The organism is Actinomycetospora sp. 2LY8.5, from assembly GCF_057180585.1.
In genome coordinates this window covers 1-12,038 of record NZ_JBXUHE010000033.1, presented here as the reverse complement: position 1 = coordinate 12,038, position 12,038 = coordinate 1, and the positions used below count along the sequence as shown (strand labels likewise).

General features: G+C 75.0%; 12 protein-coding genes. 2 read left to right on the top strand and 10 right to left on the bottom strand.

The features are described 5' to 3' along the window. Positions 1 to 23 precede the first annotated feature (23 nt). From AC2A1K_RS26795 to AC2A1K_RS26755, 9 genes are read right to left on the bottom strand one after another with little or no spacing between them, the layout of a single operon-like run. Complete coding sequence (locus AC2A1K_RS26795; protein ID WP_483899393.1) at positions 24 to 1,301, bottom strand: MmgE/PrpD family protein; 1,278 nt, start codon at positions 1,299 to 1,301, stop codon at positions 24 to 26. Continuing rightward, on the bottom strand, positions 1,298 to 2,323 hold the full coding sequence (locus tag AC2A1K_RS26790; RefSeq protein ID WP_483899392.1) for an LLM class flavin-dependent oxidoreductase: 1,026 nt from the start codon (positions 2,321 to 2,323) through the stop codon (positions 1,298 to 1,300). Before AC2A1K_RS26790 ends, AC2A1K_RS26795 begins: the two co-directional genes overlap by 4 nt. Then, complete coding sequence (locus AC2A1K_RS26785) at positions 2,320 to 3,162, bottom strand: alpha/beta fold hydrolase (RefSeq protein ID WP_483899391.1); 843 nt, start codon at positions 3,160 to 3,162, stop codon at positions 2,320 to 2,322. The genes AC2A1K_RS26790 and AC2A1K_RS26785 overlap by 4 nt, the downstream gene beginning before the upstream one ends. After that, positions 3,159 to 4,169, bottom strand: coding sequence for a DODA-type extradiol aromatic ring-opening family dioxygenase (locus AC2A1K_RS26780; RefSeq protein ID WP_483899390.1), 1,011 nt, complete (start codon positions 4,167 to 4,169; stop codon positions 3,159 to 3,161). The genes AC2A1K_RS26785 and AC2A1K_RS26780 overlap by 4 nt, the downstream gene beginning before the upstream one ends. Further along, entirely contained in the window at positions 4,166 to 5,512 is a 1,347-nt protein-coding gene (locus AC2A1K_RS26775) for a M20/M25/M40 family metallo-hydrolase (protein ID WP_483899389.1), read from the bottom strand. The genes AC2A1K_RS26780 and AC2A1K_RS26775 overlap by 4 nt, the downstream gene beginning before the upstream one ends. Beyond that, complete coding sequence (locus AC2A1K_RS26770) at positions 5,509 to 5,661, bottom strand: hypothetical protein (protein ID WP_483899388.1); 153 nt, start codon at positions 5,659 to 5,661, stop codon at positions 5,509 to 5,511. The genes AC2A1K_RS26775 and AC2A1K_RS26770 overlap by 4 nt, the downstream gene beginning before the upstream one ends. Next, positions 5,658 to 6,515 carry an alpha/beta fold hydrolase gene (locus tag AC2A1K_RS26765; protein WP_483899387.1) on the bottom strand — a complete coding sequence of 286 codons (858 nt, stop codon included), beginning with the start codon at positions 6,513 to 6,515 and terminating at the stop codon, positions 5,658 to 5,660. Before AC2A1K_RS26765 ends, AC2A1K_RS26770 begins: the two co-directional genes overlap by 4 nt. Beyond that, positions 6,505 to 7,746 (bottom strand): Rieske 2Fe-2S domain-containing protein, encoded by a 1,242-nt coding sequence (locus AC2A1K_RS26760; RefSeq protein WP_483899386.1) that lies wholly within the window; start codon positions 7,744 to 7,746, stop codon positions 6,505 to 6,507. The genes AC2A1K_RS26765 and AC2A1K_RS26760 overlap by 11 nt, the downstream gene beginning before the upstream one ends. A 29-nt stretch (positions 7,747 to 7,775) precedes the next feature. Continuing rightward, positions 7,776 to 8,714: a PDR/VanB family oxidoreductase gene (locus AC2A1K_RS26755; RefSeq protein WP_483899385.1), complete on the bottom strand. Its 939-nt coding sequence runs from the start codon at positions 8,712 to 8,714 to the stop codon at positions 7,776 to 7,778. Between the two features lie 270 nt (positions 8,715 to 8,984). Here AC2A1K_RS26755 and AC2A1K_RS26750 point away from each other — a divergent pair, with 270 nt between their 5' ends. After that, positions 8,985 to 10,316 (top strand): MFS transporter, encoded by a 1,332-nt coding sequence (locus tag AC2A1K_RS26750; RefSeq protein WP_483899384.1) that lies wholly within the window; start codon positions 8,985 to 8,987, stop codon positions 10,314 to 10,316. A 31-nt stretch (positions 10,317 to 10,347) separates the two neighbouring features. Here AC2A1K_RS26750 and AC2A1K_RS26745 read toward each other — a convergent pair whose 3' ends face one another. After that, positions 10,348 to 11,070: a TetR/AcrR family transcriptional regulator gene (locus tag AC2A1K_RS26745; RefSeq protein WP_483899383.1), complete on the bottom strand. Its 723-nt coding sequence runs from the start codon at positions 11,068 to 11,070 to the stop codon at positions 10,348 to 10,350. Positions 11,071 to 11,158: 88 nt separating this feature from the next. Between AC2A1K_RS26745 and AC2A1K_RS26740 the strand changes: the two genes are divergently transcribed. Beyond that, positions 11,159 to 11,917 carry an IclR family transcriptional regulator gene (locus AC2A1K_RS26740; protein WP_483899382.1) on the top strand — a complete coding sequence of 253 codons (759 nt, stop codon included), beginning with the start codon at positions 11,159 to 11,161 and terminating at the stop codon, positions 11,915 to 11,917. Positions 11,918 to 12,038: the final 121 nt, after the last annotated feature.

Genomic DNA, 12,038 nt, shown 5'->3' with positions numbered 1-12,038 from the left:
TCCCGGTCGCAGGTTCTCCACGATCATCGTGGTCGGTGCGTGGCGTGCCGGTCGTGCGCCGGCCAGACGTCGAGCCAGGGCGCCAGCTCGGCCTCGGGACGGCCGGTCAGGCGGGCGGTGCGCGCGAGCAGAGTGGCGTCGTCGAGGGGATGCTCCGGGTCCCCGGGCGGGACGAGGCAGGTCGCGGTGCCGACGTCCTCGCCGTCCCGCACGACCCGCACGTGCGCGCCCCAGCGCGTGGGGAAGGCCGCGTCGAGGTCGTCGGCGCCGGTGATCTCGACGGCGACGTCGGGGTCCTGCGCGACGCCCGCCGCCACCTCGCGGTACCAGCGGGGGTCCGCCGCCCGGCCCGCCGCGTGGCCCCGGACGGCGACCACGGCGCTCGCGGCGGCGGTGGTCGCGTCGGCGGGCGCGGGGTCGGCGGTGACGAAGTGCTTCGCCGCCGACGGGAGGGCGACGACGACGGTGTCACCGTCCCGGGGCGCCGTCCCGATCTCCTCGAGCGCCGCGAGGGCCGCCTGCAGCGGGCGGGCGCACGGCCAGGTCTTGGTCGCGACGCCGGCGACGTGGGGCGCGCCGGTCGGTGAGGGCGGCTCCGGGGCGTCGCCGAGCAGCGCGGCGGCGGGACCGTCGAGCAGCGTCGTCGAGACCGCCAGCCCGGCCCGCGCTCCGAGCGCCGCCCGCAGCCCGGCGCGCGCCGCGGTGCCGGCGAGCAGGTAGTGCCCGTGCCCGAGGACGTCGGCGGAGAGGAACCCGCCGAGCCCGGTCGCGGCGAGCGCGAGGGCGGTGGTGGTGGCCGCCTCGTCGAGGCCGAGCAGCACCGACGCGGTCGCGGCGGCCGCGAGCGGCCCGAACACCGCCGTCGGCCAGAGCCCGCGGGCGTACAGGGCGGGCCCGCCGAACCGGATGCTCGCCTCGATCCCGGCCTCGTGACCGGCGACGACGGCGCGCGCCAGCAGCTCGCCGGGTTCACCGAGCGCCACCGCCGTCGGGACCACGACCGCCCCGGCCGCGAACGCGCCGCGCCCGTGGAGCGGGTCGAGCTCGTCGAGGTGGGCGAGCGTCGCGCCCACCTCGACGGCGTCGTCGAGCCGGTAGGCGGCGGGCAGGCCGGGGACGGCGACGCCCGCCGGGTCGACCGGCACCAGCGGCAGCCACGACGCCGCCACCGGGTGGGTCGCCCCGGACGCCACGCATCCCAGGACGTCGAGCACCTGGCGCGCAGCCTGGTGCCGCGTACCGGCGTCGGCGTCCCGGGCCGCCGCGTGCGCCCGCGCCGCGATCTCCGCGAGCGTGCTCACCGGCGCGGCAGCACGTCGCGCGCGACGTCGGCGAGCAGGCGGTGCGGCAGGTCGTAGGAGCCGACGTGCTGCAGGAACACGCCGTCGACCCCCGCCGCCGCGAGCTCCGCCAGGCGCGCGTCGATCTCCTTCGCGCTCCCGAACAGGCAGAACTCCCGGGCGAAGCGGGCGACCGCCTCGTCGGACACGTACGCGTCGCTGAACCGCACGGCCACGTCCCAGTCCTCGGCGTGCACGAGGTCGGGGTAGACGCCCGCGACGGTCGCCGGGGTCGTGACCGCGATGCCCGCCGCGGCCATCGCCGCGCCGCCGCCGTTGCGCGCGATCTCCAGGCAGATCGGCTTGAGCTCGCGGGCGTCGCGCTCGACGTCGTCGGTGACCCGGCAGAACGCCGACACGGTGATCGGCACCCCGGTCGATCCCACAGCCCGGCCCGCGGCCTGCGCGCCCTCGGCGACCCGCGCGGTCGCGAAGGCGAGCGGCCCCGGCGCGACGCCGGAGAGCAGGATCGCGCCGTCGGCGATCTCGCCGGCCAGACGCAGGTGGCGGGGCCCGCTCGCGGCGAGGTGCAGCGGCACGTCCATCGGGTCCCGCAGGCGCGAGGTCACGCCGCCGAAGTCCACCTCGTCCCCGGCGAGCAGCGACCGGATCGTCGCCATCCCCTCGCGGAGCGCCCGGCCCGTCGACGGCGCCATCCCGACCGGCCCGACCGAGCTGTTGCCGACGCCGAGCCCGAGCACGAAGCGCCCGGGCGCGATCTCGGCGACGGTCCGTGCCGCCGACGCGACGACGGCCGGGTGGCGGGTGGCGACGTTGGTGACCGCCGTGCCGATCCCGACCCGCTCGGTCCCGGCGGCCACGGCCGCGGTGACGGCGAAGACGTCGCGCCAGAGCAGCTGCGAGTCGGGGAACCACAGCTGGTCGACGCCCGCGGCCTCGGCCTCGCGGGCGAAGGCGGCGAGGTCGGGGATGGGGGCGCACGGCGGGATGCGCAGGCCGATCCGCACTCCCTGGCCGCTCACGACAGGAAGGTGAGCGCGAGGTCGTCGAACCGGCCGCTGTGCTCGTGCTGGGGCCAGTGCCCGCACTCGCCGAAGATCTCCAGCTTGGCGCCGGGGATCGACTCCTGCATACGGTGGGCCTCGGGCACGTCGCCGAACGGGTTCTGTGCGCCCCACACGATGAGCGTCGGCGCGGCGATGCGCGCCATCTGCTCTCCCGTGAGCAGGTCCTCGGTCCGGTTCTCCCTCTGCTGCAGGCACAGCAGGTGGTCGATGCCCGCCACGAACGCCGGGCGGTGGTAGATGCGGTGCCGCACGTCGACGAGCTCGTCGCTGACGTTCGCCGGGTCGTGCATGAGCAGCTCGAGGCGACTGCGGGTCAGCGCCCGGTCGTCGGTCTCGACGGCGCGGCGCGTGCTGGTGCGGATCCGCTCCATCACCTCGGGGTTGGCGACGGTGCCGCCGGGCGCGACCAGCACCAGCCGCCCGACCCGCCCGGGGTGGTCGGCGGCGAGCCGGCCCGCGACCCAGCCGCCGAGGGACTCGCCCACGATGTGCGCCCGCTCGATGCCCTGGGCGTCGAGGTAGGCGAGCACGTGGTCGACGTAGCGGGGGATGCGCAGGTCGCCGCCGGGGTTCTCGGTGTAGCCGTGCCCGAGCATGTCGAGCGCGTGCACGGTGAAGCGCTGCGCGAACGCCGGGATGTTGCGGACGAACGCCTCGAGGTGCCCGCTGGTGCCGTGCAGCATGACCACGTGTTCGGGACCGTCGCCGGCCCTCAGCACCCGGGTGCGGGCGCCGCCGACGGGCTCGTGGCTGATCGCGTAGGAGACCTCGGCGAGGTCGGTCCAGAGGGTCATCGGGCGTTCTCCAGTGCTGTCGGTGCTGTCGCCGAGGTGGTGGGGGCGGGCAGGTGCGCGGGGGTCATGACGCCGACGCCCATGCCGGTCAGCCAGGGGCCGACGGCGGCGTAGGCGGCGGTGGCGGCGCGGGGCGGGCCGTCGGGTCCGGTGAGCGCGGCCTGCACGGCGATCCAGGAGCGGATCTCGTGGGCGCCGTTGCCGGCCTCGTCCTCGAGCTCGTCGTCGGACAGCGCGAGCACCTCGGAGAGGTCGCCGGCCTCGAGCGCGGCGAGGAAGCGGGCGTCGAAGTCGGCGTTGATGTCGGGCGGCGCGGCGCGGATGATCCGACGGCGCCGCACCTCGTACTCGGTCCACGAGTCGCGGCCGTGGAGCCAGGCCTCGACGAGGAAGCGGTCGTCGTCCGACAGCGTGGCGAACCACTTCGGCCACGGCAGGCGGTGCGAGAGCCCGCCCGACGCGATCAGCGCGACGCGGCGGTCGACGCCGTCGGCGCGCAGGACCCGCCCGATCGTCGCGCCGAGCCGCGCACAGCGCGCCAGGGGCGGCAGCGGCGGGGCGAACACGTTGAGCACGACGGGCACGACCGGTACGTCGAGCCCTGATGGTCCGGCCACGAGGTGCTGCAGCGAGTGCGTGATCCCGTGGTCGACGGTCAGCCGCAGCGAGAACGCCGGGTCGAAGCCGTCGGCGACCATGCCGTCGACCAGCGCCCGCGCGAGGTCGGTGTCGACGGGCAGCGGGCCGCCCGGCGTGCCGGCCTCGCCGGCGCCGAGGACCTCGCCGACGCCGACGGTGATCGCAGGCATGAGGTCGAGGAATATCCCGCGGAAGTGGTTGGAGCCCACCACGACGACGGCGTCGGGCCGGGCGGCGGCGAGCGCCTCGCGGGCGGTCGCCAGCCCGTCGCGGAACCGGTGGGCCCCGTCGAGGTGGTCGACCTCGTCCCAGTGGGTGTTCATCAGCGTGCTGTGCGAGGCCCCGAGGCCGAGCACGATCTCGCTCACGACGACCGTCCTTCCGAGCGTTCACGGGTGCACAGCGACACCGCGGTGTGGACGAGGTGCCGGGCCAGCCGCAGGGCCTCCCGGATGTCGACGACGTTCATCCCGGCCGGGAAGTCCAGCGGGATCGGCGCGTCGGGGCCGATGCGGTCCATGCCGATGCGGGCGGTGGGCAGTCCGCGGTGGCGCAGGATGTTGGCGTCGGTGGCGCCGCTGGTGGCGACGATCGGCGCGTGCTCCCGGCCTGCGAGGTCCTCCCAGGCGGCGATCGCGGCGGCGACGACCGGGGCGTCCTGCGGGGTGTGGGTGCCGGGGATCGCGAGCACCATCTCCCAGTCGACGTCGAGCTCGGGGTGCTCGGTGGTGATCGCGGCGATCGCCGCGCCGAACTCCCGGCGCACGTCCACGGGGGTGGAGCGCGGGCTGGTGCGCAGGTCGACGGTGAACCGGCACAGCGCCGGGGTGGCCGACGCGAGTCGGGGCCAGCCGCCCTCGACCGACGCGACGATGCCCTGCGGCGCGACGAGGCCGTCGGTGTGCCGGGCGGCGTACTCCGGGAACCAGCGCTCGAGCGCGTCGATCACCGTGGCGGCGTGCGCGATCGGGTTGCGGTAGGGCATCCGGTGCCGCGAGCCGACGTACGAGAACGCGCCGCGCACCCGGACCTCGAACCAGCAGAGGCCGACCTCCTCCCACGCGACCGCCCAGCCCGGTTTGGCGATCACCGCGTGGTCGGCCCACACGCCCTGCTCGAGCAGGAAGGAGGCGCCGACGCCCTGGCCGGTGTTGCGCCGGGTCAGGCCGCGGGTGTCGCGCCCGTTGGTGGGCATGCCGCCGGCGCCCAGGCCGACCAGCAGGTCGCCGCGCAGCGGGATCCCGGCGGCCGCGACGGCCTCGGCCGCGGCGATCACCGCGGCGCCGTGGCCCTTGGGGTTGCTCGCCCCGAGGCCGAGGACGTGGTCGCGGTGCACCTGGGCGCGCGGCTGCATGTCGGCGCGGAGCTCCGGCCCGATCCACGGGACGTCCTCGGTGGCGTCGCCGACGGTGAACGTGTCGATGGGGGCGTAGAGCAGCAGGCTCTCGCCGGTGCCGTCGCCGGCGAGCCGGCCGTGGGCGTTGGCCTGCCGGTCGTCGAGCGGCTGGACGCGGCCCGCCAGGCCGGCGGCGTCGAGCTGCCCGGCGAGCCACTCCGCGAGCGGCCCCTCCTCACCGGTCGGGCTGGGGATGTCGACCATGCCCACGACCAGCTCGGTGAGCCGGCCGGCGTCGAGACGGGACCACGCGTCGTCGACCCAGCGGCGCTGCTGGTCGGTGAGGGCCGCGGTCGGTGTCGTCGTCGCCGTCATCGGACCGGCCGGACCGTGCGCACGGTCGTGCGGCGACCGAGCCTGGCGAGCAGCCCGGTGCGGGCGGCGACGGCGGTGGCGGCCGTGACGGCCGTGACAGCCGTGACAGCCGTGACAGCCGTGACGACGACGGCGGCGGTGCGGATCACGATCGGCTCCCGGGGTGGGCTCTGGGGTGGGCTCTGGGGTGGGCTCTGAAGTGGGCGTCGACGAGTGCGGCGACGGCGTCGGGGCGCTCGGACTGGGGGTGGTGGGCGGTGCCGTGCAGGACGGTGAGGTCGGCGCGGGGCAGCGCGTCGGCGAGCGCGGCGGCGTAGGCGGGCCCGGCGAACGGGTCATGGCGGCCCCACACCAGGTGGACGGGCGCTTCCACGGCGTCGAGGCGCGCCGCGAGGTCCTCCGGCGCCCCGGTCGTTCCCTCGGCGCCACGGTCGGCGCCACGGTCGGCGCGGAACCGGGCCTCGACCAGCGCCTCCGGTACCCGCGTGCCGTCGTGCCACTCGGCGCCCGCGATCAGCGCACGCATCCGCGCGGCGTCCGGGCGGCCGTCGCCGCCGTAGGCCGCGCGCAGGCGGGGCCCGAGACCGGCGTCGATCGGGAGGTCCCGCACCCCGCCGGGCGTCGGCGTCGGAGTGCTCCCGATGAGCACCAGGCGCCCGAACCGCTCCGGGGCCTCGCTCGTGGCGAGCAGCGCGACCGACCCGCCGTAGGACTGGGCGAGCACGTCGACGCGGTCGAGGCCGAGGGCGTCGAGCAGAGCCGTCAGCGCTCGGGCGGCGGTGGTCAGCCGTGGACCGTCGCCCGCGGCGGGGGAGGCCCCGTACCCGGGGAGGTCGGCCCACAGCCACGCCCGCCCGGGGCGCGCGGCCATGACCGCGCCGAAGTCGCTCGCGGCGTGGCACCCGGGCCCGCCGCCGTGCAGGACGACCGTGACCGGCCCGCCCGCGGCACCGCGCCGGCCGTGGGAGAGCACCGCTGCGTCGGTGAGGGGCTCAGTGCCCACGGCCCGCCACCGTCTGCACGACGACGTCGCTGTCCTCGATGTGCTTGCGCCACGCCGTCAGCGACAGGTCCGGGCGGTAGAGCCGCTCCGGCGGCGAGTCCATGACGTCGACCATCCAGGCGTCCTGCGCGGTGAACTGGCCGTGGAAGAGCCAGCGGATCGCGGCCAGGTACGTGGCCTTGAACGCGGCGGCCTTGAGCCCGGTCTCGAAGCGGACCATGAGCTGCACGTAGCGCACGTGGTCGGCGTCGACCGGGACGTACCACTCGTAGTGGATGAACTGCGGGTAGGCGACGCGCAGGATGCCGGGCAGCCGGATGCTGACGAACCCCGGCAGGTCCAGTGCGGCGATGACCGGGTTGGCGTTCCCGTTCCTGCCCGGGCGGTCGGGCAGCGGCATGCGCTTCCACCAGCGCTTGTTGCTGAAGCTGCCGACACCGGGGAACTCGGCCTCCCAGTGCACCTCGTCCTGCACCCGGATGAGCCAGCCGTCGCGCTCGACGATCCGGGTCCTGTTCCACGTCGGCATGACCTTGAACAGCCGCCAGAGCGCGGTGTTGTGCAGGTACTTCGCGTGGCCCTCGTCGAACCCGTTCTCGGCGGCGAAGCGCCAGTTGCCGTCGCGGATCTCGTTGCGCCCGCCCAGGACCAGCGTGTTCTCGGTGAGCTCGGCCGGGATGTCGTTCTCGACGGGCGGGGGAGCGCCGTCCTCGCCGAGCTCGCCGATGTAGACGAACACCAGCCCGAGGCGCTCCTCGACCGGGTACGTGGCGACCGAGACCTTCCCGCTGATCGGCGAGTCGGGACCGTCGGTGATGACCGCGCACAGGCGGCCGTTCCCGAGGTCGTAGGTCCAGCCGTGGTACGGGCACGAGATCGTGCCGGGGAACTGGCGCCGGCCCAGCGAGAGCGGCACGCCGCGGTGCGGGCAGCGGTCGTGCAGCCCCTGGATCCTCCCCGTGCGGTCGTCGCGAACGAGGACGACCTTCTCGCCGCAGATCGTCACCGGCACCGGCTTGCGCCCGACCTCGTGCGCCCAGACGGCCGGGTACCAGTGGTTGCGGAACCCCAGCTCGGCGGCGTCGTAAGTGCTCCAGGTCGTCCAGTCGGAGCCGGCCTGCACCGGGGGACCGGGCACGGCGGCGGGCGCCTCGCGGGGGCGTCGCGGCCGCCGGGGGACGGTCTCGTCCGGCCCGGGGCGGGTGGCTCGTTCGGTCGGCGGGGTGGTCACGGGGGCTCCTGTGGTGGCGATCGGAGGTCTCACAGATCGAGGACGAGCTCGGTGCTGCGGGCGCGCGAGACGCAGGGCGCCATCACGTCGGTGCGGCCGGCCTCGGTGAGGGCGTCGCGGTGCCACGGCTCGCCGGCCACGACGCCGACCAGGCAGCTGCCGCAGACGCCGTCGCGGCACGCGTTGGGCAGCCCGATGCCGGCGGCGTCGAGCACCTCGAGCGCGGAGCGGTCGGCGGGCACCGCGATCCGCGCCCCGGTGCTGGCGACGACGACGTCGAAGGGCTCGAGCACCTCGTCCTCGTCGCGGGCGGCCGCGGCGAAGCGCTCGGCGCGGGGAGCGGGCAGGCCGCGCTCGGCGCAGTGGGCCTCGACGGCGGCGATGAGCCCGCCGGGACCGCACACGGCGACGGCGGTGTCGTCGTCGACGTCCTTCAGCAGGCGGGCGAGGTCCGGGGCGCCGTCGACGTCGTCGGCGTGCACGGTGAGCCGACCCGGGTCGAGCGCCGCGAGGTCGTCGAGGAACGCCATCGAGCGCCGCGAGCGGCCCAGGTAGACGAGCTGCCAGTCGGCGTCCCGGGCGGCGAGCGCGGCGGCCATGGCCATCACCGGGGTGATGCCGATGCCGCCGGCGACGAGCACGTGGCGCGCCGCGTCGGCCAGCGGGAAGTGGTTGCGAGGGCCGCCGACCTCGACCTCGTCGCCGGGGCGCAGGCGCTCGTGCACGTGGCGGGAGCCGCCGCGCGAGGCGGGCTCGTGCAGCACGGCGACGCGGTAGCGCCGGCGCCGGGCCGGGTCGCCGCACAGCGAGTACTGGCGGACGTGCTCGCCCACCGCCAGGTCGACGTGCGCCCCCGGCTCCCACGCGGGCAGGACCCGGTCGGCGTGGTCGCGCAGCTCGACCGACAGCACGCCGTCGGCCTCCCGGCGCAGTCCCACGACCTCGAGGTCCATGACGGTGTCGTCCACGGCGGCCCCTCCCGTTCTCGTACTTAGTACGGTACAGACGATGTCACACCGTCGCGCGGAAGTCACGGTCACCCGTATTTCCGTCGTGTGACAACGCAGGGCGACCGTGGAGTCCCTCCTTGACGGCCGGGCAGTGCACCGTACAAAGTACGAACACCCGGTCGGACGCCGTGCTCACCATCGTGGCGGCACACTCCGCGACGACGTCGGGTAGTCCTGAAGCCCCGGCTCCGGCCGCGCGACTTCCCCGTCCCTCATCCGGGAGTCCTCATGTCCGTCACCACCGGGCCTCGCCGCAGTCCGGCGAAGGCCGTGATCGCGAGCTGGATCGGCACGACGATCGAGTACTACGACTTCGCGATCTACGGCCTCGCGTCGTCGATCGTGTTCGCGCGGTTGTTCTTCCCGACCTTCGACCCGCTGGCCGGCACGCTCATCGCGCTGTCGACCTTCGGCGTCGGCTACGTCGCGCGGCCGCTCGGCGCGCTGGTGTTCGGCCACTTCGGCGATCGCGTCGGGCGCCGCACGATCCTCGTGATCACCCTGTTGCTGATGGGCGGCTCGACGTTCCTCATCGGTCTGCTGCCGACCTACGCGAGCATCGGGATCGCCGCACCGATCCTGCTGGTGGGCCTGCGGATCCTGCAGGGCATCTCGGTGGGCGGCGAGTACAGCGGCGCGGTGCTCATGACCGTCGAGCACTCCGAGAGGTCACGGCGGGGCGTGCGCGGCGCGCTCGTCAACACCGGCACCTCGACCGGCATGATCCTGTCGAACGTGGTCTTCCTCGCCGTGCTGACGCTGCCGGAGGAGTCGCTGCTCTCGTGGGGCTGGCGCATCCCGTTCCTGGCCAGCGGCGTGTTGGTGGTCGTGGGCTTCATCGTGCGCTGGACGCTGGAGGAGAGCCCCGACTTCGTCGAGGTCAAGCAGGCCGGCGCGGTCCGTCGCCTGCCCCTGGTCGAGGTGATGCGCGGCAGCGGGCGCGCCGTCGTGCTGGTCGCGCTGGCGACGATCTCGGCCGGCATGGTCTTCACGCTGACGACCGTCTTCTCGATCTCCTACGGCCGCACGGCGCTGGGGCTGCCGAGCTCCACGATGCTCGCGGTACTGCTGCCGGCCGCCGTCGTGCTGCTGATCGCGATCCCGATCGCCGGCAACCTCGCCGACCGCCTCGGGGTCCGCGCGGTGTTCCTGGTCGGGGCCGCGGCGCTGGTCGTCACGCCGTTCGCCTGGTTCGCCCTGCTCGACACCCGCAGCTACGGGCTCATGCTGCTGGGCTTCGTGATCGTGTTCCTGGCCTACTCGGCCAATTACGCGGTCTTCCCGGTGTACTTCTCGCAGGTGTTCCCGGCCGCGCTGCGCTTCTCGGGCATGGGCATCGGCTTCACCATCGGCACGATCCTGGGCAACGCGTTCGCCCCGGCCGTCGCCGCGTCCCTGCTGGAGTCCACCGGCGGCTGGTGGGGCATCGCGCTCTACATGGCCGGCGGGGCCGTGATCTCACTGCTCGCCGGGCTGGGCCTGCGCCTGCCGAAGGACGATGCAGAGAGCCCGCACGCGGCGCCGTCGCCGACCCGGGCGGTGCCGGCGGCCGGCAGCTAGGGCGTCGGACGGGCGGCGCGCGGTCCGGACCTCAGCTCCGGGCCGCGCGTCCCGCTGCCCGGGTCGGGGCCCTCGGGAGCCGGGTGACGGTGCCGGCGATCCATGCCTCGAGGCCGTCGGCGAACTGCTCGTCGGTGGGCAGGGTGGGCAGATCGTCGGCGAGCCCGACGGTGTGCGGGAAGCGCTCCCGCGACAGCCCGGCGTAGAAGTGCGAGCGCTGGCGGCGCGCCTCGACGCCGTCGCCCGCGCGTCCCCACGCCCGCGGGCTCTCGTAGGCGGAGAACCCCAGCGCGTAGGTGATGAGGAAGCCGTAGCAGTGCACCGCGTGCCCGCCGGTGATCCCGGCCTGCGCGAGCCGGTCGAGCACGCCCTCCATGGCGTTGACCAGCGCGCCCGGGCTGTCGGTGACCCGGGTCGACAGCAGCCGGACCACGCTCGGGTGCTCGCGCATCATCGCCAGGAACGCGTGGCCGAGGCTGCGCAGCGCCGCCGCCGGGTCGGTCTCGACCTCCTCGGGCAGCGTCATCGACCCGAGGATGCGGTCGCCCATCGCGTCGAGGATCTCGTCCTTGTTGCGGAAGTAGCCGTAGAGCGTCATGACGCCGACGTCGAGGTCGGCGGCGAGGCGCCGCACGGTGAGTTTGTCGAGGTCCGCCTCCTGGTCGGCGATCGCGAGCGCCGCGTCGACGATCCGGTCGGCGGTGAGCGCCACGGCCGGCGCGGAGCCGGTGCCTCGACGCCGGCGTGGCGGCACGACATCCTCCTTGGCGACGGGCGAACCGGACGAACGCCGTACGGTTCACTGTATCGAGCCGGGTGCCGTCAGTGGGGAGTATGGGCTCATGGGCGTGCCGGTGACGGTGCTGGGCAAGACCCTCGCCGTGCTGCGGGCGTTCACGGCCGAGGACACCGCGCTGGGCTTCGCCGTGCTGCAGCGTCGCACGGGCCTGGCGAAGAGCACGGCGCACCGCACCCTGGGCGAGCTCGTCGAGCACGGGCTGCTCGAGCGGGTCGACGGCCGCTACCGCCTGTCGGGACTCGTCTTCGAGCTGGGTATGCGCGCGTCGGTCGGACGCGGGCTGCTCGAGGTCGCGACACCGTTCCTCGAGGACCTCTACGAGCGCACGCACGAGACCGTGCACCTCGGCGTCCGCGAGGGCGCCGAGGTCGTCTACGTGGCCAAGATGGGTGGGCACCAGCAGGTCCGGGCGCCCTCGACGCTCGGCGGGCGGATGCCGCTGCACGCCACCGCGATCGGCAAGGTGCTGCTCGCGCACGCACCGCCCGCCGACGTGGACGCGGTGCTCGCGGCCCCCTTGGCCCGGCGCGCGCCCCGGACGATCACGCACCCGCCGGTGCTCCGCGCCCAGCTCGCGGAGATCCTCGAGTGCGGCGTCGCCTTCGAGCACGAGGAGTCCGCGACGGGCATCACCTGCGTCGCCGCCGGCGTCCCCGAGCCCGGCCAGGATCTGCGCACGGCGGTCAGCGTCACCGGCCCCGTGCACCGCTTCCACCCCGACCGCCACGCCGACGCCGTCCGCGCCGCGGCCGCGGGGATCGCGGCGATGCTCGCCCGCCGCGCGGCGCTGCGCGAGCCCTAGACGAGTAAGTCCGAACGGCGTGGTGGCCGGGAAGGAGGGCGGAGGGCGCCCAAGATCCGTTTGTGACGACAGACCTGGACACCCTCCTGACCGGACTCTACGTCTACATCGACGACCATCT

Bases quoted from the DNA above. Each gene is read 5' to 3' on its own strand.
- AC2A1K_RS26785 (WP_483899391.1), bottom strand. From the start codon at position 3,162: ATGACCCTCTGGACCGACCTCGCCGAGGTCTCCTACGCGATCAGCCAC.
- AC2A1K_RS26740 (WP_483899382.1), top strand. From the start codon at position 11,159: ATGGGCGTGCCGGTGACGGTGCTGGGCAAGACCCTCGCCGTGCTGCGG.
- AC2A1K_RS26750 (WP_483899384.1), top strand. From the start codon at position 8,985: ATGTCCGTCACCACCGGGCCTCGCCGCAGTCCGGCGAAGGCCGTGATC.
- AC2A1K_RS26775 (WP_483899389.1), bottom strand. From the start codon at position 5,512: ATGACGGCGACGACGACACCGACCGCGGCCCTCACCGACCAGCAGCGC.